This is a genomic window from Anaerolactibacter massiliensis (genome assembly GCF_900290205.1).
In the GTDB taxonomy this organism is placed as follows: domain Bacteria; phylum Bacillota_I; class Bacilli_A; order Erysipelotrichales; family Erysipelotrichaceae; genus Bulleidia; species Bulleidia intestinalis.
The window spans coordinates 1,479,880-1,504,738 of record NZ_OLMH01000002.1 but is presented as its reverse complement, the minus strand read 5'-3'; the positions used below and the strand labels follow the sequence as shown (position 1 = coordinate 1,504,738).

Here is a 24,859-nt window from a genome sequence, read left to right as displayed (position 1 = left end):
GCGCTCTTATGCTTAACGCAGGAGCGTTTTTACGATAAAATAGCAACGCATATGACGCAATACGGGATATTCAGAGGGGTCAGAACCTCCTATCGCAAGAGCGGGGAAGGAAAAGATGTTATCCTGCTTCATGGCTGGGGACAGAACATGCAGATGATGGAGCAGATCGAGCATCATCTCTGCACGATGTTTTCCGTATGGAATCTCGACTTTCCAGGATTCGGCGAAAGCGATCTTCCGCCGGAGCCATGGGGCGTAAGCGACTATGAAGATTTTCTGGCCGATTTCATTGCTCAGAATCATATCGAGAACCCGATTCTGATTGCCCATTCCTTCGGCTGCCGGGTGGCGATCCGCTATGCGGCAGATCATCCTTCTGAAGTGCGGAAGATGTGCCTGACCGGCGCCGCTGGCATCAAGCCGAAACCAACCGAGAAGCAGAAGATGAAGACTTCTCTGTACAAAGCAGGGAAGTGGTTCCTGAAGATAACCGGCCAGACAAAGAAGCTGGAAGAGCTTCAGAACCGTTCCGGATCTGAAGACTACCGGAATGCAAAAGGCGTCATGAGACCTACCTTCGTCAAAGTGGTCAATGATGATGTCAGCCCGATTCTGAACAAGGTAGTCTGCCCGGTATTGCTGGTATGGGGAGAATATGACACTGCCGTTCCGCTGGAAATGGGAAGACAGATGGAACGGGAAATGCCGGATGCAGGCTTAGCGATCTTTGAAGGCGATGACCATTTTGCCTACTGGCATCAGCCGGAGCGCTTCAACCGTGTACTCGATATCTTCCTGAAAGAGGACCATGCATGATCGAAACCGTTACTAAACTGCTGTACTTTCTGGCTGTCATCCTGGCAGCCCTGGTGCCAGCCAAGCATGCGCTGCATATGTTTCAGCAGAATCGCTATGAACTCGGCCGCTATGTCAGCTGGATCGAAGAAAACCTCGAAGGAGGAGCTAGAAGGGCACTGATTCCGACCCTGGTCATTGTTGCAGTTGCCTTCTCCTGCATGAAGCTTTCCACCGAAGCAGTGCTGATCGTATGCATCCTGATTGCCGCAGCCCTTGCAATCGTGCTGTTTCGCAGAGAGAAGCAGCAGCAGTACATCAAGCCGCTTGTCTATACGGACCGTGTGAAGCGCCAGATTGCGGTGCTTGCCATTCTGTACGCAATGATCCAGATCATCCTGCTGGTCCGCTACCGGAGGCTCAACACGTGGCTGATGCTTGCAATGTCCTACTTCGGACCGTGGCTGCTGATCTTCCCGATGGCGCTGATCACGTCCCCGATCGAGAACGCAGTCAAGAAGTGGTATATCAATGATGCCAAGAAGAAGCTGGCCGAACACGATACGATGATCCGCATAGGCATCACCGGGTCCTATGGCAAGACCAGCACGAAGAATGCGATGCAGGCAGTGCTCTCGGAGCAGTTCTGCAGTCTCATGACGCCGGCCAGCTACAATACCCCGATGGGCATTACCCGCACGATCCGGGAATATCTGAAGCCGATCGATCAGATTTTCATCTGCGAGATGGGTGCCGATCATGTCGGCGACATCACGGAGCTCATGAATTTCGTCCATCCGACGATCGGCGTTGTCACCTCAATCGGCCCTCAGCATCTGGCAACGTTCGGAAGCCAGGAGAACATCATCCATGAGAAGATGCAGATGATCGAGATGCTGCCGGAAGACGGCTTCGGAGTCCTGAACTATGACTGCGACTTCATCCGGAATTATTGCATTCATAATTCCGTGAAGACAGTATCCTATGGCATTGATAATCAAGACGCAGATTACCGGGCAGAGAATATCCGGTATTCCGAAAACGGCACTTTCTTCACGCTCGTTCATGGCGAGGAACGCGTTCCGTTTGAGACAAAGCTGCTCGGCAAGCTCAATATCCTGAATATTCTCTCGGCAATCGCTGTATCCAGATATCTGCAGGTCAGCTGGCCGGTGATCCAGAAGGGCGTGAAGTCCATGAAGCAGGTGGAACACCGCCTGGAACAGAAGATCATCAACGGCCGTCACTTCATCGATGATGCATTCAATTCCAATCCGAGCGGTTCCCATATGGCTCTGGAAGTCCTTTCCGGAATGCCGTCAAAGAGGTGGATCGTGACTCCGGGCATGATTGATCTCGGCCCGAAGCAGAATGAATACAATCATGCGTTCGGTGCCCAGATGAAGGATTGTGCCGACCGCGTGATCCTGGTTGGCGAAACTCAGACAAAACCGATCTATGAAGGACTGAAAGAATCCGGGTTTGACATGGATCAGGTATTAGTCATGCATACAGTAAAGGAGGCATTCGCATATCTGTGGCAGAATGCCGCAGCGGAAGACACCATTCTGCTTGAGAACGATCTTCCGGATGCGTTCAATCACTGATGAAAAACTGGTCGATTATAGGTACCTGGAAGCTCTCCCTGAATGGTACTGCAAAGGGAGCAGAACTTCTGAAGAATCATGGAACAGCAGGCGATGCTGCCCTGACGGGATGCCAGGATGTCGAAGACAATCCGCTCTTCAGCTGCATCGGCTATGGCGGTCTTCCTGATGAAGATGGCCATGTGACACTTGATGCCGGATATATGGACGGCACGACAATGCGCTTCGGAGCGGTGGCAGACCTCGAAGGCTATCGTTCTCCTGCAGCCATTGCAAAGTCTCTCTCCGAACCGGAATTCAATAACTTCCTGGTCGGTACCGGCGCAGCCGCATACGCGGAAGAACATCACTTCGAGCGCCGCAACAACCTCACACCTGAATCCGAGCAGAAGTATCTGAAGGAAAATGCCGCAAAGAAAGATCTGTCTGCCTATAAGGAAACCCATGATACGGTCTGCTTCCTGGCAAAAGATGAAACCGGAAATCTCTGTGTCTGCACCAGCACTTCTGGTCTGTTTCTGAAACATGCAGGCAGAGTCGGAGATACCCCGGTCGTCGGGTGCGGTTTCTATGCGGACAAGGAAATTGGTGCTGCTGCCGCAACCGGAGTAGGCGAAGAGATCATGAAGGGAGCCCTCAGCTCTGAAGTCGTCCGCCGTATGAGGGATGGAGAACCGGTGCAGAAAGCAGCAGAAGGCGCAGTCGCTGATCTGACTTCACTTCTGAAGAAGCGCAAAGGCTCCTGCGGAAATATCTCTCTCATCGCAATGGATCATGAAGGAAATGTCGGTGTCGGAACGAATATTCCGTTCCCGTTTACTACGGCGGAGCCAGGTCAGCCAGCCAGGTTGTTCCTGGCTGAACCGGATGGCGATCATCTGAAGATCCGGGAGGTTCAGAATCCAGACGAAATCAGAATCGACTGAGAAAGCTGCTGTGTTCTCTGCAGCAGTGAAGACGGACAGAATGTGCGAAGATTATGTTCTGTCTTTTTTCTGTCTGCCTGAGTGAAGGATATTCAGAAATCATGCGGTTCTTTGCCTGTTTCTGTTTCTGCACATGCATGAATCCCGGTCACTTCCAGAATGTTATCATGAACCTGAAAAGAGAGATCCATGCCTGCATATTCCATGTGGTAGATGCGGTCCAGATCATGCTGGCAGGCGGGTCTTGGATCAAGCTGCAGAATACTGATCAGAACGGAACGTTTATCCGCAGGAATCAGTTCCTGCAGTGTTTCCGGAATCCGGACGCACAGATGGGGCAGAGGACCGGCACTGATGCCAGGCAATGCACAGGGGATGCTGTCACAGTAAGGGAGGTATGGCTTGATATCATATAGCGGTGTACCATCTGCCAGATCAGCACCAAGTATCGAGATGGTAAAGCCAGCTTCATTGACTTCGCTGATTTTCACTGCCGTCAGTCCTAATGAGTTCGGCTGGTTCGGAGACCTTGTAGCAAATACGCCAAGCCGTTTCTTTCCGCCAAGCCTCGGCGGCCGGACTGTCACGGACCAGCCGGAGGATCTGCTGAAGGCCCAGATCACCCAGAGATGCGAATACGATTCTAATCCGCGCAGAATGCCTTCCTTCCGATATTCCGGATTCAGAATGATCGTCCCAGGCAGGGAAGAAACAATGGTCCCCTGATGGGGAATTCCGAATTTATCCGGAAAATCAGTTCTGACAATTCCGATAGGCTGCAGCAGCAGAGATAGAGACATAGCATCATTTTATCAATACGGATCCTGCAGTATAGACCAGGTTTCTCTGGACAATTGCGGAAAAATGCATAGAAGGTATGAAAAAGATTTCATGGGGAAAGCCGGCAGGAATATAAGGAAAACCAGCTGTCTCAGAAATAATACGGATCAGAACCAGACGAAAAAAAAGATCGCAGATTCATGCGATCTTCTTACACATGGAGCAGATGAGCGGAATTGAACCGCCGTGTCCACCTTGGCAAGGTGGCGTTCTACCATTGAACTACATCTGCACTAGAATGGCGGTTCGGACGAGGATTGAACTCGCGATCTCCTCCGTGACAGGGAGGCATGTTAGCCACTACACCACCGAACCACTTGAATGGCGAAGAAGGAGGGATTTGAACCCTCGCGCCGGGAACCCCGACCTATGCCCTTAGCAGGGGCACCTCTTCGACCTCTTGAGTACTTCTTCAGTCTGCCAAGTGTGCTTCTGTCTTCACAGTGCCTACATAATATACCATGGGCAAATGGAGGAGTCAACCGGAAATTTTTTATAAATTTCCGGTACTCAATTGCAGAAGTGAACGCAAGGGATCTGTTGCATTAACTTAATCGAAACAGAAACCATGATGCTGTTGCAATCAGTTGCTTTGATTCCGAATAATGATTTCAGGTCAGGTATAGCCGATGAAAGAACTAGGAGGAACTTTCATCATGACTGCTTTTTCTAAGCTGGATCTTAATAAAAGAATGCAGATCCAATCATTTCTTTCAGAAGGATTATCTCTTTCTGCCATCGCTCGTAAGATTGGTGTTACCACTTCTACCGTTTCAAGAGAGATCAGGCATTTCCGAGTTGAAGATGGCCGCCCTGGACGTTTCAGCAGGAACAGCTGTGCGTTTCGCAAAGAATGCAAGCGTTGCAATCTCTGCGCAGCAATGGAAACCACATGCCGAAGAAGAGGGAAATCCTGTGCTCACTGCAGATCGATCAACTGCAATACCGTCTGCAAGGATTACAGAAAAGAAGTATGCCCCAAACCGGATCGCCCTCCTTATGTGTGCAACCATTGCAATGAGTTTATCCATGGGAAGTGCCCTCTGACAAAGTATTTCTACAAAGCAGCAGAAGCACAGGAAGCCGCCCGAACACTGCGCTCTTCTTCCCGTTCAGGTCTGAATCTCACGGAGCAGGAGATTCATGAAGCCGACGTGCTTCTTTCTCCGCGCATTCGCAAAGGTCAGTCTATTCACCACATCATGGTTTCTGAACCAGAGGTATTCAATTTTTCTGAGCGTCAGGCTTATATCCTGGTCAATGCCGGGCTGATCTCTGCTCGCCCTATCGATATGCCACGAACTGTGCGAATGAGGCCGAGAAAGCGGAAATCCGTGGAAAAGAAGGTAGATCGCAGCTGCCGCATCGGCCGAACTTACGATGACTTTTTAAGATACATGGATAAGCATCCGGATGAGCCTGTCCTAGAAGGAGATACGGTTGAAGGGGTCAAAGGAGGAAAGTGCATTCTTACCCTCACCTGGCGGCAATGGTCTTTTCAGATCGGATTCCTGCGGGATCATAACAATTCGGAGTCTGTAACTCAGATCATTAACAGCCTGTATGAATCATTAGGCTGCGATAAGTTCCATCAAGTTTTTCCTTCCGTCTGGCTGTTTGACAATGGCTCTGAATTCTCTGATCCGAAAGAGATTGAAAAGTTCGGTGTATTGGTGTTTTACTGCGACCCTTCTTCGCCCTATCAGAAGGGATGCTGTGAAGTGACACATGAATACGTACGCAGAATTCTGCCCAAAGGGACATCATTTGATGATCTGGATCAGGGGTTTATTGATTACATGTATAGCCATATCAACAGCGAGCGCAGAAAAAAGCTGAATAACCTCTCACCCTTTGAGGCATTCAGCTCCGTTCTGGGAAAGGACGTAATCGAGAAGTACTTCTGTATCAGATGGATTGATCCTCGTTTTGTCCAGCTGAATCAATCTCTGAAGTCCACATGGCTTTTCTGTGAAAAGGAGGAAAACTGAAATGAGAAACCACCACACTACTTTTGAATCTGATGAGCTTCTCCTCACTCTTCGTACAGTGTTGCCTCTCTACAAGGATGTTGAGAATCCACAGGTGATTATGTGGATCTGGGATATCGAATGCGCACGCTGGTGCTATGTGATGGGGTATGAATCTGAATGCGGCCCGGATCTCATCATGTCTCTCGTATATAACGAAAGCTGGGATTATTACGAAATGGGAGATGTCTGTGAGAATGAATTCGATAACAGACATTACATATATGGCATTTATCCATCCGGATCCAGGCCTAAAGTCAATACGATCATCAAACATCTGCGCAAACTGAAGCACGGCACACCAGTCGTCGGTTAGTGCCCTGTCACGGCTGTATCTGACCACCGAATAGACCAGCAGATACCAGTCGACATAACTTTATCCGAAAAAGTAAGGCGGCTGCGGTATCATTTTCGTCATGACCTAAAACGTCCTCCCCATTCGTATTCTGACATAGAAAATACCGGAAAACATAAGTTAGCCTTACTTTTTCCGGTAAATTAATCAGATTATATTCTTTCTGAATACCAACTTTCAGGGGGTAGTTGCATTAACTTATGCAAAGTTGCGTTTAGTTCTGCAACTCACCATAAATTTCCGGTTGACAGACACCATCAGATTCCGCCAGAAAACAGGAGATTCACCTGGCGGTTCGCTCATTCTTGATCCAGCTGAACTGCAGTTTCCAGAGCCACCTTCATCATCTGGGTGAATGAGTTCTGGCGTTCTTCGGCAGTAGTTTCTGCGTGGGTGACAAGGCTGTCGGAAATCGTCAGCAGGCATGCGGCGTTCTTGCCGAGAACCTTGGCATTGTGGAACAGTGCGAAGCTTTCCATTTCTGCACATAAGCAGTGCTTCTCACAGATGATCTTGTTCTCATCGACTGCGCCTGGCTCAGCATAGAAGACATCGCCGCTATGAATCGTTCCTTCATGCAGAGGGATACCAAGCTTTGCGGCTGCAGCGCGGATCGTATCATTCAGCTTCTCAGAAGGATACTGAGTGTCGTCAGGGTCGCCGGACTGACACAGTGCAAAAGTGGATTCAGAATAGCTTCCGGTTGCCAGAACGACATCGAACAAGTTCAGATCTGCGGTATAAGCACCGGCAGAACCGATCCGGATGATGTTCTCGACCTCATAGAACTTGTACAGTTCATAGGAATAGATGCCGATGCTCGGCATGCCCATGCCGCTGGCCATGACAGATACCGGTTTTCCTTCATAGGTGCCGGTATAAGCAAGAATGTTGCGGACAGAGCTTACAAGTTTCGGATTTTCCAGAAAATGTTCAGCGATGAATTTTGCCCGGAGCGGGTCGCCAGGCATCAGAACAGTCTTGGCAAAATCGCCTTTTTCTGCATTGTTATGTGGTGTTGACATGATTCAGATCACTCTCTTTCTTCTAAGGGAATTATAGCAGACCATCTTGAAAAGGGAACCCTCAGGCGTTCTTCCGGGAGTGCTTCTTCGAATCAGAGATGAAAATTCCGAGCGTCACCAGAATGATTGCAAGCATGGTGGAGAGCGTGAAGGCTTCCTCTCCTTCCTTCAGGAAAACCGCCGAAAGCAGAACCCCGAGCACCGGATTCATGAAGCCGAGAATCGAGATGCGGCTGACATCGTTATAGCGTAGCAGGATCGACCAGAGCGTATAGGCACCAGCCGAGATGAATGCCATGTATGCAAGCAGAATCCAGGCAGAGAAGGAAACTGGATGCAGATGACCGCCGGAGATCAGACCGATGAGAATCATCACAGCACCACCGAGCAGAAACTGCCAGCCGCTGAGAATGGCAGGATCCTCTTTCTGACCATAGCGCTTGATCAGGTTGCCGGCTATGGATGAACTGATGGCAGCGATGACCATCGCTCCTTCTCCATCCAGACGCAATCCGCCAGTGAAGGCACTCTGATCGGCGATCACGCACATGACGCCGGCAAAGCCGATCAGGCTGCCGACCACTTTTCTGACCGTGAGTTTTTCGAAGCGGAACACGAAGGCAGAGAGGAAGATCGTGAAGAAGGTACCGGAGGCATTGATGATGGATCCGCGCACGCCGGAAGTATGGGCGAGACCCATGTAGAAGAAGATATACTGACCGATCGTCTGGAAGCACATGAGCTTCAGAACCATCGGCCAGTTTCCTTTCTTCGGAAGCGAAAAGGAGTGATTGCGGATGCTTTCATAGAGGACGACCATCCACCCGGCCAGGAAAAAACGAAGCCCGGCAAAGAGAATCCGGGAAGGCGTATCGTCAGCACCGATCTGAAAAAGGCTGTAGCCGATCTTGATGCATGGCGAAGCAGATCCCCATAGAAAGCAGGCCGCAAAGGCTGCTAAGAAAACAATGGATCTTCTGGTCCAGAATGGTTCCTGCATATTCTGTCTCCTTATTCTTCTGAAAAGAAGCGAAGCTCAGCGCTTCGCTCCCTTGGCACTGTTCTCGCTGTAAGTCGAGAGCAGGTTGGTATCATACGAGAAAATCATGCGGGATCTGCGGCGTTCGCGGTCCAGCGCAAGCTGAACGAGCCGATCCATGAGATCCGGGAATTTCAGACCCGATTCTTCCCAGAGATAGAAAGACAGAGAGCCCGGAATGGTGTTGATTTCGTTGACATAGACGGTATTGGTCTCAGCATCCATCATGAAATCGATTCTGCAGACACCGGAAGAACCGAGCACCCGGAAGGTTTCCAGCGCATAGTTCTTAATGAGCTCCGTGACGCCGTCCGGAAGTTCTGCCGGAACTTTGCGGGAGGTATTTGCCATGCCTTTGGATCCCTTGGCGCCTTTGGCACCCTTAGAGCCTCCCTGGTATTTATCTTTGTAATCCAGCAGTTCATCATCGGAAGAATGGAATACTTCTTCGAGAACTGATGCTTCGGCGTGGAATGAGTCCCCGAGCACGGAGCAGTTGACTTCCCGCATCGGCTTCACGACTTTTTCGGTGATGACCTTGAGATCATACTGAGCAGCGTTCTCGAAGCACTTCAGGTATTCTTCGTCGTTATGAGCAATCGAGATGCCGACGGAAGAACCGGTACAGGCCGGCTTCAGAATGACCGGATAGATCAGTTTATGAACCTGATCCAGGATAGAATCCTTCTTTGTTTCCAGTTCGCTGCCATAGCACCAGAACCATTTTGTGATCGGCAGTCCTGCTCCGGAGAGAATATATTTCTGATGAACCTTGTCCTGGCCGACCGCCGCGGCGATCAGATCGCAGCCTGCATAAGGAAGCTTGAGCATCTCAAACAGTCCCTGGATCGTCCCGTCTTCGCCATTGGTGCCATGCATGACCGGAATTGCCACATCGATCGTGCCGAGATCTTTCTTTCCGAATAGGCCGCTCTTCACCGGCTGGATTACAACCTGATTGCCGATGCTGGCCAGCGTGACCTGCGTGCACATCTTCTTCACTTCATCAAGATCGCGGAAATTTCTCATATCCCGCAGGGCATCTCCGGCATAGAGCTTGCGGTCTTTTGCGACATAGATCGGAATGACTTCATATTTATCCGGATTCAGAGCCTCCATGGCCTGATGTCCGCTGATGATGGAAACCTCATGTTCCACAGATTCCCCGCCGAAGAAAACGGCTGTTCTCAGTTTCATATCTTTCCCTCCTAGGAATTTGCTTCCTCATTATACTCAGTTTCCTGCTTCGAAACGACAGAAAGCGGCAATTGCAGAGAGACATTCGCAGGGCGTATGCTATCATACCCACGAGGGAGGATCTGGTATGAAGAAAGCACTTGTGCTGGCTGGCGGCGGTACCCGGGGCTCTTATCAGAACGGGGCAGTGCGAGCCCTTTGGAGAATCGGACAGGACGACTGGAATCTGGTGACCGGAACTTCGATCGGCGCCCTGAATGCAGCCTTGATCGTTCAGAAGGATTACAAAGCAATGGACACCATGTGGCATAATCTGAAGCAGGAACAGATTATCAATGGTTCCTTTTCCGTTGATATGGATCTGCAGGACATGATCAATGACCGGGCGCAGATCATGAACTTCGCAAAAGATTTTCTGAAAGACAAGGGAGCAGATATCTCTCCGCTGATTGCGTATATCAGAAAGCTTTATCAGCCCGAGAAGTTCTTTGCAAGTCATATAGACTTCGGCTGCGTGGTGTGCAGGCACCGGACCAAGGAACCGGTATATGTGAATAAGGAAATGATGAAAGAAGACGGGGTGGACTGGCTGATTTCCACTGCCAGTGCCTATCCGGCCTTCCCGGTTCATAAGTTCAAGGGAAAAGAATATATCGATGGCGGATATTTTGACAACCTGCCGATTGATGAAGCATTGCAGATGGGAGCCGATGAGGTGATCGCACTCGATCTCAACAGCGAACCACAGCATCCGTGCTACATGGATCGCTCGCATATCACGTATATCTTCCCGAAAGTAGAAACCGGCAGCTTCCTGTCGTTTGATCCGAAGGTGATCGGGCAGCTGGAAGCCCTCGGATATTATGATACGATGAAGGCATTCCACGTCTTTGACGGCGTGAAGTATACCTTTGAACTGACCAAGCTTCCAGACTGGTTTGCCCGGTTCCAGAGAGATCTTCTGATTCTGGAAGCGAAGATCAAGCTTGCCGGGAATCTCAATGAGCGCTTCCGCAGCAGCCAGGTAGTCACAGATCGTCTGCTTGCCCAGCAGCATGCCCGGGTGCTTACCGACAAGGCGATGTTTTACGGTTTTCTCGACAACTTGATGGACTTTGCCGAAGCAGATCCGACCAGGGTGTATACGTATAAAGAGGGCAGAGACCTGATTCTGGCAAAGTTCGCGGATGCGGCGAAGGAAGATTATCCTTCGGCGCCTTCGCTGGCTCCGGATAAGCTGCTTGCCTATATGAAGAGTCTTAATATGGCGGGAGTCACGGCCAAGATGGTGCATACGATTCTGTACCCGGACCAGGAATTCCTGAGCGAGAATATGAAGCTTACGGTATATCCGTTTGAATATGCGCTGGCATTGTTCGTGAAATACCTGATGCTGGAACTGAAACAGGAGTGATTATGGAGCGGATCGCACAGTTTGAAAAAGTAAGTCTCAGCCAGTTCCTTGAGGACTGGCACGAGTTTTCCCCGGAAACCGGAAGCGCAGAAGCAGAGAAGATCTATGAATCGATCCAGCTGCCAAGGCGTGCAACAAAAGGATCGGCCGGCTATGACTTCCGTGCACCGGTCGCCTTTGAACTTGCGCCAGGAGCCGAGATCCGTATTCCGACCGGAATCCGTGCTAAAATGGATCCTGGATATGTGCTGATGCTGTTTCCGCGCAGCAGTCTCGGGTTCCGCTATCGTCTGCAGCTGAATAATACCGTCGGCATCATTGACAGCGATTATTATTCTGCCCGGAATGAGGGTCATATCTGGTGCAAGCTGACGAACGATACGCATGAAGGAAAGACCGTCAGCCTTTCGGCCGGAGATGGAATGGTGCAGGGAATCTTCCTGCCGTTCGGCATCACGCTTGATGACGAAGCAGAAGGAGAACGCGTCGGCGGGTTCGGCAGCACAGATCATTAGAAAGATTTGCTATGACAGAACAAGAACAGATTCAGAGTTATTTTGAAACCGAACCGATCCCGGAACATATCCGGGAACGCATGGAAGAATGCCGCCGGAAACATATGACCGTTCCGTCGGAACGTCTCATCAAGCGCCCTTCCCAGATTGAAGGCATCCGGGAAAGCTCGAAGATCAATACCGGTGTCCTGGACGAAGTTGCTGCGAAGATCCATGAAGGCATGAGCACCCAGGAAATCGATGACATCGTCGTCGAATACACGCACAGCCATGGTGCCATCTGTGCTCCTTACCACTTCGAGGGCTACCCGAAGAGTGTGTGCACGAGCATCAATGATGAAGTCTGCCATGGAATTCCGGCAAGACACCGGAAGTTAAGAGACGGGGACATCATCAATGTCGATGTCTCGACAATCTACAAAGGCTATTACTCCGATGCCAGCCGGATGTTCATGATCGGCGAAGTGAGCGAAGAGCGGCGCAGACTCGTCGAAGAGACGAAGAAGTGTCTCGATATCGGCGCTGCTGCCGCAAAGCCATGGGGCACGGTCGGCGATATCGGCTACGCGATCTCGAAGTATGCTCATTCCAAGGGCTACAGTGTCGTGCGCGAACTCGGCGGACATGGCGTCGGCATCGAATTCCATGAAGACCCGTTCGTATCGCATGTCGGCAAGGCTCATACCGGCATGGTTCTGGTGCCAGGCATGATCTTCACGATCGAACCGATGATCAATGCCGGCCGGGCAGGCGTCACGATTGATCCGTATAATGAATGGACGATTTATACGGAAGACGGCAAAGACAGTGCTCAGTGGGAACATACGTTCCTGATGACAGAAAACGGAGTTGAGATTCTGACCTACTGATGATTCTGAAGAAGGTGATTGCATGGAACAGAATCAGGAATTGCTGAAGAAGCGCAGAAGAACCTTTCATTATCGGAAAGAACAGATTTCCGATGCCCAGCTTCATGATCTGGAAGCTTATGGAATCAGCGTTCAGAGCGAAGAACAGCCATGGTTCTTCGCAGTGATTCAGAATCAGGAGATTCTGAATCGCATGGCAGAGATGACGGGTCTGGATGATCCGTTCTACGGAGCGCCGACGCTGATTGCCGCATTTGCGAAAGACAATGCGGTCAGTGCTGTGGTGGATACTGCATTTGCCCTTTCCTCGATGATGAATGCGGCCGTGAATGAAGGACTCGGGACCTGCATGATCGGCAGTCTGAAAGACCTGCTCAATCATCCGGAGCACATGGATCTGAGAAATCTGTGCAGAGTTCCGGATGGCTATACGTGCATCGGCTCGATTGCGATCGGCTTCCCCGATGAGGAAGAAGACCTGCCTGACCATCAGAATACCGATGTATTTTCTTATATCAGATAACTAAGGAGTTCTATGAATCCGACAATCTATGTGACCGGGCATCGGCATCCGGATACCGACAGCATCTGTGCAGCTATCACGTATGCAGATCTTCTGAACCGCTGCAAAGAACCTGCACAGGCATGCCGCCAGGGCCCTCTCAATGAAGAGACCAAGTTCGTTCTGAAACGATTTCACCAGGAAAATCCGCTTCTTCTGACGGATGCCAGAACGATGGTGAAGGATATCGATATCGACCAGCCTGCCATCATCTCCCGCCATGCGACAGTTCATCATGCATGGCATGTGATGCTGCAGACCCAGAACCGGTCGCTGTTTGTGACGGATGATGACGGCAAGCTGTGCGGCATCTGCACGACTTCCAATCTTTCTTATGTCCGTCTCAAGCCGGAAGGGGATCTGAACCAGCTAATGTCTACCGCAAAGCTGGAAGACATCGCCCGCACGATTGCCGGAACGATCGTATATCGGCCAGAGGACTTCCATTCGACCGGAATTGTGCATGTGATCACGCTCGATGAGAATGAAGCCCGCATGTTCAATCTCAATGGGGGCATCGCAATTCTGAGCTCGGATCCTGCCAAGCAGAAGATGGTCATCGATGCCGGCTCCAGGTGCCTGATTCTGACTTGCGGTCATAAAGCAGGCAGCGAGGTCATCGCAGATGCCGCTGCCCATCATTGCGCCGTGATTGAAACTGATCACGATACCATGCATGTCGCCCGCATCGTGACCGAATCCTATGCGGTGGAGAATGTGATGACCACGGACCTCGTGACCTTCAGAGAAGATGAATTCGTCGATGATGTCGCTGCCAAGATGACGAAGACCCGTGTACGCTCCTATCCGGTTCTTGATCATGAAGGCAATATTGTCGGTGCGATTTCCAGATTCCATACCGTGAATTATCCGCACCGCCGCTTCGTGCTCGTCGACCACAGTGCCACGAATCAGTCGATCGGACATGTAGAAGAAGCCCGCATCGAAGCAATTATCGATCATCATCATATCGGCGATATCCAGACCGACTATCCGATCATGTATCGCAATGTCCGCTGCGGCTGTACGTGCACGATCATCTCGACGCTGTATCAGGAAAACGGTCTGCTGCCGGATGCGGATATGAGCGGACTATTGCTGTCGGCAATTCTCAGCGATACGCTGAACTTCAAGTCGGCAACGACGACGAAGCAGGACCGCGTGGCAGCAGAGTGGCTGGCAAGAAGAGCTGGCATCGATAACATTGATGCCTATGCAAGAGAGATGCTCGGCGCATCGGTAGCGCTGAAGGATTCCACGCCGCATGAGATTCTGAACCGTGACCTCAAGAGCTATGCGATCGGTTCCTACAAGTTCGCAATCGGTCAGACCAACTACAGCCATATGGAAGACGTGCAGAAGATCCTGCCGGAATTCAAGGCAAACCTGGAGAAAGAACAGGAAGCCGATAAGCTGGATCTATTGGTCATGCTGTTTACCGATGTGATGGGAGAAGGATCCCTGTTTGTCTACTACGGACCGCTCTCCTATGTCATCTCTGATCTCATCGAGACGAAGTTTGATGATCATTCCGGATTCGATCCGCATATCATCTCCCGCAAGCAACAGCTGATCCCGAAGCTTTCGGAAGTACTCAAATCAATCTGATAACGGCTTTCCTGTGATGGACAGGAGAGCTTTTTTTCTGAAATTCCGGAATATATCTTGGCACGATATATTGTAAATACATCGAGACTCGATATAACAAGAGGAACGCAATGGATGAAAAACTGAAAAAGAGCTATGTGCCGATGACGGAGACTGCCTTCTATATTCTGCTCTCCCTGCAGCAGGAGAGGCATGGATACGGAATCTCCCAGAGGATCCGGAAACTGACCAGGAACCATGTACGGAACTTTGCCGAAGATGGAGAAAGACGGCATCATCGTTCCGCTGCTGATCCTGTTTGCGTTCACGCAGAAATGGTTCATTAACAGCATCGGCGGAGAAACCGGATTCAAGGGCTGAATTTCATTCAGCTCCGATCCGGTTCGCTGTATACTTTCCGTATGATGAATTTCTGAAAGGAGATTGCAGCGATGGATTATCCGAAGACTGTGCTGCATCTGCATCTTGATGGTGCGATGCCAGCCCGCCTGTTTGCAAAGTGGAGCCGGGAAGACGGCATGATTCCGGAAGAAATGAGCGATGGGGCATGGATCAGTGCGCATCAGCTGAAAGAATCTATGAGTCTGGCAGAAGCACTGGCGAACTTTGATATTCTGCTTGCGCTTCTGAACCGAGAAGAAAGACTGTCTGAATGCACGGAAGAACTGCTTGAGGATCTGTATCAGGAGGGAGTCAGGGTTGCAGAAATCCGCTTTTCTCCGCAGTCTCATCATCCGCTTTCGATGGAAGCGGCGGTGCAGGCAGTGATTGCCGGACAGAAGAAAGCCGTTTCGAGACACCCGGATCTCTGTGCAGGCATTCTGCTCTGCATGATGCATGGCACTGACAATGAAGCAGAGAACCGGAACACGGTTCTGCTGGCTGGAAAGTATCTGAAGGAAGGCGTTGTCGGCATCGACTTAGCTGGCAATGAAACAGGCAATTCGCTGTCTGATTATGAATCCTGCTTCAATCTGGCCAAGGAGAACGGAATCCCGTTCACGATCCATGCTGGCGAAAGCGGACCTGCGTCCAACGTGCAGTATGCGATTGATCTTGGCGCAAAGCGGATCGGCCATGGCGTCAAGAGCATCTCCGACGAGAATGTCGTGAAGAATCTGGTTTCCCATGGCGTGACGCTGGAAGTATGTCCGACGAGCAATATCTATGCGTCTTCGTTTCCTTCTCTGAAAGAGCATCCGGTCCGGAAGCTCTATGATGCAGGCGTGAAGCTGAATCTCAATACGGATGATCCGTTCTTGATGAATCTGACGCTGGAGCAGGAATATCAGAACATGAGAGAGGTATTCCAATTCACCGAGAAAGAGCTGATTCTGACGAATCTGTACGGGGCAGAGGCGTCGTTTTGCAAGGGCAGCGAGAAGGTTGCTGAGCAGTTAAGAAGCATCCTTGCAAATATGAAATAGAAAACGGCAGGATCACTGCCGCTTCAATGCTTCGATGAGACTGAGATAATCGTCTGGCAGCGGTGCCGTGACGGTGATCTCTTTTTCTTTCTGGGGATGGAAGAACGTGATGGACTCCGCATGCAGCATCGCTGCTTGTTCTTCCAATAGATTGCATGGTTCTCCATACAGGGTATCGCCAAGCAGAGGATGGCCGAGATAAGCAGAATGAACCCGGATCTGATGGGTTCTGCCGGTATCGATGCGATAACGCACTTCTGAGGTGTCTTTGAAAGTCTGCAGACATTCATAATGCGTCAAGGCATGCTTGGAATCGATGTCCGTGACTGCCATCCGCCGGAAATTGTCCGGGTCTCTGCCGATCGGAGCGTCGATGATTCCGGACGGGTCCATGATGCCCTGTACGAGGGCAGTATAGGTTTTCTTCGGCCGGAATGGCCCTTCATTGACGGAAAGAAGGGCAGCGATGTGCTTGTTCTTTCCGACCAGGATGCAGCCGCTGGTCGTGCGATCGATGCGGTGGATCAGATAGAACTTCTGATATCTGGCAAGCAGGGCATTGTAAAGGGTTCCGGTCCAGTTGCCCGGAGCTGGCGCAACGGTCATGAAGCGGGGCTTGTTCACGACGAGGATCTGATCGTCTTCATAGAGGATATCCAGCGGAATGTCTTCCGGGAGACTTTTTTCCGGCCGCTGATCTGGAATGGAGACATCAAGCTCATCACCAGGATGGATGATCGTGTCTTTCACGAGCAGATGATGATTCACGCCAGCCAGATGGTATTTCAGCACAGTTCTGGTATCGGAGTCTGAAAGGCCGAGGGTCTTCTGCACATAGGAAAGGGCATTCTGTTCCCGGATCTCTGATTCTGCAGTCCATTGTCTCTGTTCCAGCATGTTTCTGATTCTCCTGTCCGGTTTTATCTTAACAGCGTAGAATGGAGAACGGAGAAAAAATCACTATGGAAAAACAGTCATATCAGGCACTTGTGGAAGCAGAGCTGCCGATTCACGGAACATTCTGGACGGTCGAAGCGGTTGCGCAGGATGGCGTGCATCTCAGCGCCCGGGGAAAGAAGGAATGCATGCCGCTGGAAACATTCATGAAGGAGGCCGGACTGAAGAACGAAGACTTCGATCCGGCAACCATTGCGGCATCTGCGGAAAGCCGCATGCCTCATCCGGAGCAGGAAGTTGCTTCTCTGGATGGCGTGAAGCAGTTTGAGATCTACCGGACGGATTCCGTCTATGAGCGGAAAAGCCCGCTCGATCTTCCTTCGTATCCGGAAATCCGGATCGACCGGAATTTCGATCTGCATCAGCTGGATCGCTTCGTCGTGCTGGATACGGAGGCGACCGGTCTTTCTGCGTATGAGGACCGGCTGATTCAGCTGTCGGCAATCCGCTACGTGAACGGCAGACCGGAAGAGTCCTACAATACGTATCTGAATCCGCATAAAGAGATGACGGACGGGGCGGTATCTGTCACGAATATCCGCAGCGAGTTTCTCGAAGATGCACCGGACTTCTCCGAGATCGCAGACAGCTTCCGGGAATTCGTCGGTTCTGATCCTTTAGTCGGCTACTATATCCTGTTTGATCTGCGGATGCTGTGGTGCGCCGGGATGGATCTCATCAGCGGCCATACGATCTATGATGCGCAATGGTATGTATTCCGCCGGATCCCGAAGGGATTCCTGACGGATCGCAAGCTCGGCACGGTTGCGAAGTATCTGAATGTGGACTTTCCGGCTCATAATTCGCTCGGAGATTCCTATGCGACCGGAGAGATCTTTCTGAAGACTGTCCGGGAAATGACAGAAGGATGAAACTGTATTCAGAAAATGATTCTTTTATTTCATGGGTAATTGACGCCTTTTTCATGACTGGATAAAATAATGGAACAGCTGCTTTCTGACCGTAATGATCATCCTGATTCTGCCGCGTGATGTGTTCGTGCGGCTTTTTTGACTGGGCGGAAGGGAGAGAACAACATGGAGCAGTATCACTCAGGGCTGGAACCTTGCTGTATGGAACACGATGCGTGCGGCATCGGCACCATCGTGAACATTGACGGACATAAGAACTATGCCGTTCTGGATGATGCTCTGAAGATCGTGGAACGCCTCGATCACAGAGCAGGCAGAGATGCGACCGGGAAGGTCGGCGACGGCGTCGGCATTCTTCTGCAGGTATCGCATTCATTCTTTTCAAAAGCAGCGAAGAAATGCGGAATTGAGCTGAAGGGAGAAGGCGACTACGGGGTCGGCATGTTCTTCTTCCCGCAGGATGAACTCAATCGGACCTTTTCGATCCGTACGTTTGAAGTCATTGCGAGAAAGAACGGGCTGAAGGTGCTCGGCTGGAGAAATGTCCCGGTTCATCCGGAAATACTCGGAGAACCTGCAGCTAAGTGCATGCCATGCATCATGCAGTGCTTCATCGAGCGGCCGGATGGCATTTCCAAAGGGCTTCCGTTTGACCGCAGGCTGTATGTGACCCGCCGGGAATTCGAGCAGGGCAGCGAAAATACGTATGTCTGCTCATTGTCGTCCAGGACGATTGTCTACAAAGGAATGTTCCTGGTCATGCAGCTGAGAAAGTTCTATGAAGACCTGCAGGACGAGGATTATCAGACGGCAATTGCCATCGTGCATTCACGGTTCTCGACAAATACGTCGCCGAGCTGGCAGCGGGCGCATCCGTACCGGATGATTGCCCATAATGGCGAGATCAATACGATCCGCGGCAATGCGGACCGTATGCTGGCCCGGGAAGAGACCATGACTTCTTCCGTGCTGGAGCCGGATCTTGGCAAGATATACCCGGTTGTCAATGCCAGCGGTTCTGATTCGGCAATGGTGGATAATACGCTCGAATTCTTCTGCATGAACGGCATGCCGCTGGCCAAGGCGATGATGCTGATGATTCCGGAATCCTGGCGCTATGAACAGGGAATCAGCCAGGCCGGAAAGGATTTCTATCATTACTATGCAACGATGATGGAGCCGTGGGATGGCCCGGCTGCCGTGCTGTTCACGGATGGCGAGGTGTGCGGAGCAACTCTGGACCGCAATGGCCTGAGACCTTCCAGATACTATGTGACCAGAGATGGCAGACTGATTCTGTCTTCCGAAGTCGGCGTGCTCGATATTCCGGAAGATCAGATCATCACGAAGAGCCGTCTGATGCCTGGCAGAATCCTTCTGGTGGATACGAAGCAGAAGCGCATCATCTCCGATGAAGAGCTCAAGGCATCCTATGCATCTGAAGCTCCTTACGGAGAATGGCTCAGCCGGAATCTCCTGTATCTGAAAGATCTGAAGATCCCTTCACATAAGCCGCCGGTGAATACTCAGGATATGCGCGATCACCTGTATCAGGTGTTCGGCTATTCCTATGAAGACGTCAAGGACGAGATTCTGCCGATGGCCCGGAATACGATTGAGCCGACTGCTTCGATGGGAAGGGATATTCCGCTTGCCCTCATGCATTCGAGAAGAACCTCGATCTTCGATTATTTCCATCAGCAGTTCGCACAGGTCACCAACCCGCCGATCGATTCCATCCGCGAGCATCTGGTCACGGATACCACGGTCTATGTCGGCACCGACGGAAACCTGCTGCAGGATTCTCCGGAAAACTGCAAGGTCCTCGAGATTGCCAACCCGATTCTCTCCGAGACTGACCTGATGAAGATCAAGGCCCTGGATCGTCCGGGCTTTCAGGTCAAGGTGCTGCCGATTCTCTACTACAAGCACACCTCGCTTGCCAAAGCTCTTGAGGCACTGAATGTCGATTGCGACCGGGCGATCAGCGCCGGTGCGAATATTCTGATTCTCTCCGACCGGGGCGTGGATGAAAACCATCTGCCCATTCCGTCTCTGCTTGCAATCTCCGCGGCGGAACAGCATCTGATCCGCACGAAGAAGAGGACCAGAGTCTCGCTGATTCTCGAAAGCGGCGAACCGCGCGATGTGCACCAGTGTGCTGCACTGCTTGGCTTCGGTGCCCGGGCGGTCAATCCGTATCTTGCCCATGAGTGCATCGGTGAGCTGGTCTCTGCCGGCATCCTGGACAAGGATCCGCATGTGGCCATGGATGACTTTGATCATGCGCTGCTCAACGGCATCGTGAAGACCGCTGCCAAGATGGGCATTTCCGTTCTTCAGTCCTATCAGTCCGCCAGAATCTTCGAGATCCTCGGTCTGAAGAAAGAACTGACCGATCAGTATTTCCCGGGAACGACCGCAAGGTGCGGCAGCGTCGGCATTGAGGAGATCGAAGCAGATGTGCTGGCCAATCATGACCATGCCTTTGATTCGCTCGGCTTAGGCGTCGATACAAGGCTTGACAGCGTCGGCTTCCACCGGCTGCGTTCGGGCGGAACCGCATATGAACATCTGTATTCCCCGGAAGTCATCGTTGCCCTGCAGAGAGCAGTGCAGGATGGTTCCTATGAGGAGTTCGAGCACTATTCTTCTCTGCTCCATGGCGAGCATCCGCATACGCTGAGAGACCTGCTGGACTTTGTTCCGGCTGGCAAGCCGGTACCGCTGGAAGAAGTGGAATCTGCGGATTCGATCGTGCAGCGTTTCCAGACTTCGGCAATGTCGCTCGGTGCTCTTTCCGAAGAAGCTCACAGCTGCATGGCGATTGCGATGAACCGTCTGCACGCATGGTCCAATACCGGGGAAGGCGGCGAAGATCCGGAACGCTATGGAACCGAATCGAACAGTGCCATCAAGCAGGTGGCAAGTGCCCGTTTCGGCGTGACCTCGGAATACCTCAACAGCGCAAAGGAAATCCAGATCAAGATGGCCCAGGGAGCCAAGCCGGGCGAAGGCGGCAACCTGCCGGGCACGAAAGTCTATCCGTGGATCGCGAAGATCCGCTATGCGACCCCGGGTGTCTCGCTGGTCTCCCCGCCGCCGCATCATGATATTTATTCCATCGAGGACCTTGCCCAGCTGATCTATGATCTGAAGAACGCGAATCCGGATGCCCGGATTTCCGTGAAGCTGGTCTCGGAAGCAGGGGTAGGAACCGTTGCCTGCGGCGTTGCCAAAGCAGGTGCCCAGGTGATTCTGATCTCGGGCTTTGACGGCGGCACCGGGGCAGCTCCGCTTTCTTCGATTCATCATGCCGGCATGCCATGGGAGCTTGGTCTTGCCGAGGCCCAGCAGTCGCTGATTGACAACGGTCTGCGTGGCCGCGTGATTCTCGAGACCGATGGCAAGCTGATGAGCGGCAGAGATGTCGCAATCGCTGCCCTGATGGGAGCAGAGGAATTCGGCTTCGGCACGGCTCCGCTGGTTGCTATGGGCTGCCGCATGATGCGGGTATGCTCGAAGGATACCTGTCCGTTCGGCATCGCTACCCAGAATGAGAAACTGCGCGGCAGATTTGCCGGCAAGCCGGAATATGTCATGAACTTCATGAAGTTCACAGCCGAAGAACTGCGCAGAATCATGGCATCGCTCGGCTTCCGCACCGTCGAGGAGATGATCGGCAGAACCGACTGCCTGAAGCAGAATGACCAGATGCCGCAGGCAGATCTCTCTGCACTGCTGGATCCGCATTATGCAGAAGCACCGGTCCGCAGTCATGATCCTTCCGACTGCTTCGACTTCCATCTCGAGAAGACGCTGGATGAATCAGTATTTCTGCCGGAGTTCGAACCGTACTTCAAAAAGAAGAAGACCCATTCCTGCAAAGCGAAGATCTGCTCCTCCGACCGTTCCCTCGGCACGATCATGGGTCATGAGATCACGAAGCGCTTCGGCAATTCGCTGAAAGATGATACGTATGTGCTGAACCTTACCGGAGGCGGCGGCCAGTCGCTCGGTGCGTTCATACCGAATGGTATGACGATCAGGCTTCATGGCGATGCGAATGACCATGTCGGAAAAGGTCTTTCCGGCGGAAAGATCGTCGTGATGCCGCCGGAGAACAGCACGTTCAACCCAGCAGAGAATATTCTGATCGGAAATGTTGCGCTGTATGGTGCAACTTCCGGAAAGGCTTATTTCGATGGCATCGCCGGCGAGCGGTTCTGTGTCCGCAACAGCGGCGCAACTGCCATCGTCGAAGGATGCGGCGATCATGGTCTGGAATATATGACTGGCGGCGTTGCCGTGATTCTCGGGAGGACCGGCAGAAATCTGGCAGCCGGCATGAGCGGCGGCATTGCTTATGTGCTTGATGAAGATCACACGTTGTATCAGCGGCTCAACAGCAGCCTCGTGACCATGCATGAAGTGAAGGAACGCTATGACATCCAGGAACTCAAGGCCCTGATCAGCGACTATGCAGAAGAAACGGGGTCCGTGAAGGCAAGAAAGATCCTGGCAGACTTTGAGAATTACATTCCGAAGTTCAAGAAACTTGTGCCGGATGACTATCAGACGATTCTCAGCATCACCGGCAAGTTTGAAGAACAGGGTATTCCGCATCAGAGCGCACTGCTCGAGGCATTCTATGAGCTGAAGCAGAAGGAGGCACAGAAAAATGGGTAAGACAGATGGATTCCTGCTGTATCAGCGTGAAGAAGAATCGCTTCGCTCGCCATCGGAGCGCATCAAGGATTATGGCGAATTTCATATTCCGCTGGATCCGAAGGACAGGAAACTGCAGGCCGGTCGCTGCATGAACTGCGGCGTCCCGTTCTGTCAGTCGGCAATCAGGATCAAGGGAAAAGTCACCGGATGCCCGCTGCACAGCCTCATTCCGGAATGGAATGATGAGATCTGGCACGGCAATCTCGAACATGCATTATCCAGACTTACGAAGAAGAATCCGTTCCCGGAATTCACCGGCAGAGTGTGTCCGGCATTGTGCGAGAAGGCATGCACCTGCGGCGTGGAAGATGAACCGGTCACGATTCACGAGAATGAGTTTTACATCATCGAATCCGCGTTTGCGGCAGGCATGATGAAGCCGCATATTCCGGCCATGCGTTCCGGCAAGAAGGTCGCGGTCATCGGCAGCGGCCCGGCTGGCCTTTCCGCGGCGGATCGCCTGAATCAGCGCGGCCATTCCGTGACGGTGTATGAGCGGGAACATGCTCCGGGCGGGCTGATGATGTATGGCATTCCGAACATGAAGCTCGACAAGAAAGTCATCACCCGCCGCATCGATCTCATGAAAGCAGAAGGAATCAGCTTCGTCTGCGGCGTCGATGTCGGGAAAGACATCAGCGGCGAAGAGATCCTGAAGCAGTATGATGCCATCGTGCTGGCCTGCGGGGCCAAGCAGGCAAGAACGCTTCCGCAGACCGAAGGATGCGGCCAGGTGTTCCCGGCTGTGACGTTCTTAACTGAAGCGACCAGATCCGTGCTGGATCCGGAACACCAGCCGGCAATCTCTGCCGGAGGAAAGCATGTGATCATCGTCGGGGGCGGCGATACGGGCAACGATTGTGTCGCAACCTGCATCCGTCAGCATGCGGCTTCGGTAACCCAGCTGGAGATGATGCCGAGCCCGCCTAGAGAACGGCGCAGAGATAACCCATGGCCGGAGTGGCCGGATGTGCAGAAAACGGATTACGGCCAGCAGGAAGCGATTGCCGTATTCGGCAGCGATCCGCGCATCTACCGGTCCACGATCCATTCGCTGATCACGGACAAAGAAGGAAACCTTGCTGCCGCAGAAGTGGAGCAGGGGAGCTTCATCGACCGGAAATGGGTCACGGACGAAGGATCGATCCGCAAGCTTCCGTGCGAACTGCTGATTATCGCAGCTGGCTTCACCGGCTGTGAATCCTATGTTCCGGAAGCCTTCAGCATAGAGCTCGGTCCTCGTCATACCGTGAAAACAGAACCGGGCAGCTACCGTACTTCCGTTCCGGGCGTCTTCACGGCAGGTGATATGCATCGCGGCCAGTCGCTGGTCGTCTGGGCAATTGAAGAAGGCAGAGAATGTGCCAGAGAAGTCGATCAGGCCTTAATGGGATATACAAATCTTGACTGAATGAAAACTGCACGCATTGCGGGAAAATCCCGTCATGCATGCAGTTTTTTCTCTGTTTCAGAAAGAAGTCTCCGCATACCAGCGCACGCTGCCATCCTGTCTCACTTCCGCAAACAGGTTCCGGCGCTTTCCGGAGACCGTGATCAGATAGCGGAGGATCGAGCAACGCCGTTCGGGGATCTTTGAAGCACTGCAGTATACCGCAGACTGAATCTGGTAGACTCTCTGGCCGTCTTCATCGCTCCACACAATTGCTTTCGGTACCATCGCTCCGCTTTTCTGCTGTTCTGCAATGACATTCAGATATCTGATTCCCGGACTCATGATCTGCTCCTTTATAAATGCTCACGGTTTTCTGGATTCAATGAACCATCTGGTCTTCTGCTCATACGGAGAAGGAACCTTCTCCAGGTACAGCCGGCGGGGCTGCCCGTGAATCATGACTTCATAGCACTCTCCGCATCCGCCCGCCTGCGAAGCCATGCGGGATGGCCCTTTCAGAATCTTATCGATCGGGTAGGAAGCAGGGCGGCCTTCTTTCCAGCACACTGCCAGCGGAATGACGGATCCGTCTGTCCGGAACAGCACATCGACATCTACATATTTCCTGAATAGTTCCATGGTCCTATTATAGCGCATAAAACACAGAAATATGCAACACTGCATTCAGCAAAGATCA

General features: G+C 51.9%; 22 protein-coding genes and 3 tRNA genes. 15 read left to right on the top strand and 10 right to left on the bottom strand.

Features of this window, described 5'->3' with window-relative positions; all coding sequences use genetic code 11:
* Nucleotides 1-51 precede the first annotated feature (51 nt).
* The 3 genes from C7E00_RS10715 to C7E00_RS10705 are packed head-to-tail and all read left to right on the top strand — an operon-like array spanning nt 52 to nt 3,328.
* Complete coding sequence (locus tag C7E00_RS10715; RefSeq protein WP_105304272.1) at nt 52-816, top strand: alpha/beta fold hydrolase; 765 nt, start codon at nt 52-54, stop codon at nt 814-816.
* Entirely contained in the window at nt 813-2,402 is a 1,590-nt protein-coding gene (locus C7E00_RS10710; protein WP_105304271.1) for a Mur ligase family protein, read from the top strand. Before C7E00_RS10715 ends, C7E00_RS10710 begins: the two co-directional genes overlap by 4 nt.
* Nucleotides 2,402-3,328: an isoaspartyl peptidase/L-asparaginase gene (locus C7E00_RS10705; RefSeq protein WP_105304270.1), complete on the top strand. Its 927-nt coding sequence runs from the start codon at nt 2,402-2,404 to the stop codon at nt 3,326-3,328. Before C7E00_RS10710 ends, C7E00_RS10705 begins: the two co-directional genes overlap by 1 nt.
* Nucleotides 3,329-3,420: 92 nt before the next feature.
* On the opposite strand, the gene tsaA is transcribed toward C7E00_RS10705, so the two are convergent.
* From tsaA to C7E00_RS10685, 4 genes are all read right to left on the bottom strand, one after another.
* Nucleotides 3,421-4,128, bottom strand: a complete 708-nt coding sequence (tsaA, locus tag C7E00_RS10700; RefSeq protein WP_105304269.1) for a tRNA (N6-threonylcarbamoyladenosine(37)-N6)-methyltransferase TrmO — start codon at nt 4,126-4,128, stop codon at nt 3,421-3,423.
* 198 nt (nt 4,129-4,326) lie between these two features.
* A tRNA-Gly gene (locus C7E00_RS10695) sits at nt 4,327-4,400 on the bottom strand.
* A gap of 7 nt (nt 4,401-4,407) precedes the next feature.
* Nucleotides 4,408-4,483 (bottom strand) — tRNA-Asp (locus tag C7E00_RS10690).
* A 7-nt stretch (nt 4,484-4,490) separates the two neighbouring features.
* Nucleotides 4,491-4,582 (bottom strand) — tRNA-Ser (locus C7E00_RS10685).
* A gap of 215 nt (nt 4,583-4,797) precedes the next feature.
* Here C7E00_RS10685 and C7E00_RS10680 point away from each other — a divergent pair.
* Together C7E00_RS10680 and C7E00_RS10675 are read left to right on the top strand one after the other, a co-directional pair.
* On the top strand, nt 4,798-6,159 hold the full coding sequence (locus C7E00_RS10680) for an IS30 family transposase (RefSeq protein WP_102343101.1): 1,362 nt from the start codon (nt 4,798-4,800) through the stop codon (nt 6,157-6,159).
* Nucleotide 6,160: 1 nt separating this feature from the next.
* A complete protein-coding gene (locus tag C7E00_RS10675) occupies nt 6,161-6,514 on the top strand; it encodes a hypothetical protein (protein ID WP_102343102.1) in 354 nt (117 codons plus the stop codon).
* Nucleotides 6,515-6,852: 338 nt separating this feature from the next.
* On the opposite strand, the gene deoD is transcribed toward C7E00_RS10675, so the two are convergent.
* From deoD to C7E00_RS10660, 3 genes are all read right to left on the bottom strand, one after another.
* Nucleotides 6,853-7,578: a purine-nucleoside phosphorylase gene (gene deoD / locus C7E00_RS10670; protein ID WP_105304268.1), complete on the bottom strand. Its 726-nt coding sequence runs from the start codon at nt 7,576-7,578 to the stop codon at nt 6,853-6,855.
* Between the two features lie 61 nt (nt 7,579-7,639).
* Entirely contained in the window at nt 7,640-8,578 is a 939-nt protein-coding gene (locus C7E00_RS10665; protein ID WP_105304267.1) for a DMT family transporter, read from the bottom strand.
* 36 nt (nt 8,579-8,614) lie between these two features.
* On the bottom strand, nt 8,615-9,814 hold the full coding sequence (locus tag C7E00_RS10660; protein ID WP_105304266.1) for a D-alanine--D-alanine ligase family protein: 1,200 nt from the start codon (nt 9,812-9,814) through the stop codon (nt 8,615-8,617).
* 127 nt (nt 9,815-9,941) lie between these two features.
* Between C7E00_RS10660 and C7E00_RS10655 the strand changes: the two genes are divergently transcribed.
* The 7 genes from C7E00_RS10655 (at nt 9,942) to add (ending at nt 16,209) form a co-directional block, all read left to right on the top strand.
* Nucleotides 9,942-11,228, top strand: coding sequence for a patatin-like phospholipase family protein (locus C7E00_RS10655; protein ID WP_167836562.1), 1,287 nt, complete (start codon nt 9,942-9,944; stop codon nt 11,226-11,228).
* A gap of 2 nt (nt 11,229-11,230) precedes the next feature.
* Entirely contained in the window at nt 11,231-11,743 is a 513-nt protein-coding gene (locus C7E00_RS10650) for a dCTP deaminase/dUTPase family protein (RefSeq protein WP_105304265.1), read from the top strand.
* Between the two features lie 11 nt (nt 11,744-11,754).
* On the top strand, nt 11,755-12,612 hold the full coding sequence (locus C7E00_RS10645; protein ID WP_105304264.1) for a methionyl aminopeptidase: 858 nt from the start codon (nt 11,755-11,757) through the stop codon (nt 12,610-12,612).
* A 22-nt stretch (nt 12,613-12,634) separates the two neighbouring features.
* Nucleotides 12,635-13,135 carry a nitroreductase family protein gene (locus tag C7E00_RS10640; RefSeq protein WP_105304263.1) on the top strand — a complete coding sequence of 167 codons (501 nt, stop codon included), beginning with the start codon at nt 12,635-12,637 and terminating at the stop codon, nt 13,133-13,135.
* A gap of 12 nt (nt 13,136-13,147) precedes the next feature.
* Nucleotides 13,148-14,782 (top strand): putative manganese-dependent inorganic diphosphatase, encoded by a 1,635-nt coding sequence (locus C7E00_RS10635; protein ID WP_105304262.1) that lies wholly within the window; start codon nt 13,148-13,150, stop codon nt 14,780-14,782.
* Between the two features lie 237 nt (nt 14,783-15,019).
* The gene (locus C7E00_RS16785; protein WP_275656063.1) at nt 15,020-15,142 is read left to right on the top strand and encodes a hypothetical protein; all 123 of its coding nucleotides are present in this window, start codon (nt 15,020-15,022) and stop codon (nt 15,140-15,142) included.
* Nucleotides 15,143-15,213: 71 nt separating this feature from the next.
* A complete protein-coding gene (add, locus tag C7E00_RS10625; protein ID WP_105304261.1) occupies nt 15,214-16,209 on the top strand; it encodes an adenosine deaminase in 996 nt (331 codons plus the stop codon).
* A 12-nt stretch (nt 16,210-16,221) separates the two neighbouring features.
* On the opposite strand, the gene C7E00_RS10620 is transcribed toward add, so the two are convergent.
* The gene (locus tag C7E00_RS10620; protein WP_105304260.1) at nt 16,222-17,106 is read right to left on the bottom strand and encodes an RluA family pseudouridine synthase; all 885 of its coding nucleotides are present in this window, start codon (nt 17,104-17,106) and stop codon (nt 16,222-16,224) included.
* Nucleotides 17,107-17,171: 65 nt separating this feature from the next.
* Between C7E00_RS10620 and C7E00_RS10615 the strand changes: the two genes are divergently transcribed.
* The 3 genes from C7E00_RS10615 to C7E00_RS10605 all read left to right on the top strand — a co-directional run bounded on the left by C7E00_RS10615 (nt 17,172) and on the right by C7E00_RS10605 (nt 24,180).
* The gene (locus tag C7E00_RS10615) at nt 17,172-18,038 is read left to right on the top strand and encodes a 3'-5' exonuclease (RefSeq protein ID WP_167836561.1); all 867 of its coding nucleotides are present in this window, start codon (nt 17,172-17,174) and stop codon (nt 18,036-18,038) included.
* 165 nt (nt 18,039-18,203) lie between these two features.
* Nucleotides 18,204-22,727: a glutamate synthase large subunit gene (gene gltB / locus C7E00_RS10610; protein ID WP_105304258.1), complete on the top strand. Its 4,524-nt coding sequence runs from the start codon at nt 18,204-18,206 to the stop codon at nt 22,725-22,727.
* Nucleotides 22,720-24,180, top strand: a complete 1,461-nt coding sequence (locus C7E00_RS10605; RefSeq protein WP_105304257.1) for a glutamate synthase subunit beta — start codon at nt 22,720-22,722, stop codon at nt 24,178-24,180. Before gltB ends, C7E00_RS10605 begins: the two co-directional genes overlap by 8 nt.
* 57 nt (nt 24,181-24,237) lie before the next feature.
* On the opposite strand, the gene C7E00_RS10600 is transcribed toward C7E00_RS10605, so the two are convergent.
* On the bottom strand, nt 24,238-24,504 hold the full coding sequence (locus C7E00_RS10600) for a hypothetical protein (protein ID WP_105304256.1): 267 nt from the start codon (nt 24,502-24,504) through the stop codon (nt 24,238-24,240).
* A gap of 21 nt (nt 24,505-24,525) precedes the next feature.
* Nucleotides 24,526-24,801 carry a hypothetical protein gene (locus tag C7E00_RS10595; RefSeq protein WP_105304255.1) on the bottom strand — a complete coding sequence of 92 codons (276 nt, stop codon included), beginning with the start codon at nt 24,799-24,801 and terminating at the stop codon, nt 24,526-24,528.
* Nucleotides 24,802-24,859: the final 58 nt, after the last annotated feature.

What these genes read in the sequence shown, in the direction of transcription:
- add (WP_105304261.1), top strand. Translation starts at nt 15,214, where the DNA reads ATGGATTATCCGAAGACTGTGCTGCATCTGCATCTTGATGGTGCGATG.
- C7E00_RS10710 (WP_105304271.1), top strand. Translation starts at nt 813, where the DNA reads ATGATCGAAACCGTTACTAAACTGCTGTACTTTCTGGCTGTCATCCTG.
- gltB (WP_105304258.1), top strand. Translation starts at nt 18,204, where the DNA reads ATGGAGCAGTATCACTCAGGGCTGGAACCTTGCTGTATGGAACACGAT.
- C7E00_RS10645 (WP_105304264.1), top strand. Translation starts at nt 11,755, where the DNA reads ATGACAGAACAAGAACAGATTCAGAGTTATTTTGAAACCGAACCGATC.
- C7E00_RS10715 (WP_105304272.1), top strand. Translation starts at nt 52, where the DNA reads ATGACGCAATACGGGATATTCAGAGGGGTCAGAACCTCCTATCGCAAG.
- C7E00_RS10640 (WP_105304263.1), top strand. Translation starts at nt 12,635, where the DNA reads ATGGAACAGAATCAGGAATTGCTGAAGAAGCGCAGAAGAACCTTTCAT.
- C7E00_RS10595 (WP_105304255.1), bottom strand. Translation starts at nt 24,801, where the DNA reads ATGGAACTATTCAGGAAATATGTAGATGTCGATGTGCTGTTCCGGACA.
- C7E00_RS10655 (WP_167836562.1), top strand. Translation starts at nt 9,942, where the DNA reads ATGAAGAAAGCACTTGTGCTGGCTGGCGGCGGTACCCGGGGCTCTTAT.
- C7E00_RS16785 (WP_275656063.1), top strand. Translation starts at nt 15,020, where the DNA reads ATGTACGGAACTTTGCCGAAGATGGAGAAAGACGGCATCATCGTTCCG.
- C7E00_RS10635 (WP_105304262.1), top strand. Translation starts at nt 13,148, where the DNA reads ATGAATCCGACAATCTATGTGACCGGGCATCGGCATCCGGATACCGAC.
- C7E00_RS10660 (WP_105304266.1), bottom strand. Translation starts at nt 9,814, where the DNA reads ATGAAACTGAGAACAGCCGTTTTCTTCGGCGGGGAATCTGTGGAACAT.
- C7E00_RS10650 (WP_105304265.1), top strand. Translation starts at nt 11,231, where the DNA reads ATGGAGCGGATCGCACAGTTTGAAAAAGTAAGTCTCAGCCAGTTCCTT.
- C7E00_RS10675 (WP_102343102.1), top strand. Translation starts at nt 6,161, where the DNA reads ATGAGAAACCACCACACTACTTTTGAATCTGATGAGCTTCTCCTCACT.
- deoD (WP_105304268.1), bottom strand. Translation starts at nt 7,578, where the DNA reads ATGTCAACACCACATAACAATGCAGAAAAAGGCGATTTTGCCAAGACT.
- C7E00_RS10665 (WP_105304267.1), bottom strand. Translation starts at nt 8,578, where the DNA reads ATGCAGGAACCATTCTGGACCAGAAGATCCATTGTTTTCTTAGCAGCC.
- tsaA (WP_105304269.1), bottom strand. Translation starts at nt 4,128, where the DNA reads ATGTCTCTATCTCTGCTGCTGCAGCCTATCGGAATTGTCAGAACTGAT.
- C7E00_RS10705 (WP_105304270.1), top strand. Translation starts at nt 2,402, where the DNA reads ATGAAAAACTGGTCGATTATAGGTACCTGGAAGCTCTCCCTGAATGGT.
- C7E00_RS10600 (WP_105304256.1), bottom strand. Translation starts at nt 24,504, where the DNA reads ATGAGTCCGGGAATCAGATATCTGAATGTCATTGCAGAACAGCAGAAA.
- C7E00_RS10605 (WP_105304257.1), top strand. Translation starts at nt 22,720, where the DNA reads ATGGGTAAGACAGATGGATTCCTGCTGTATCAGCGTGAAGAAGAATCG.
- C7E00_RS10680 (WP_102343101.1), top strand. Translation starts at nt 4,798, where the DNA reads ATGAAAGAACTAGGAGGAACTTTCATCATGACTGCTTTTTCTAAGCTG.
- C7E00_RS10620 (WP_105304260.1), bottom strand. Translation starts at nt 17,106, where the DNA reads ATGCTGGAACAGAGACAATGGACTGCAGAATCAGAGATCCGGGAACAG.
- C7E00_RS10615 (WP_167836561.1), top strand. Translation starts at nt 17,172, where the DNA reads ATGGAAAAACAGTCATATCAGGCACTTGTGGAAGCAGAGCTGCCGATT.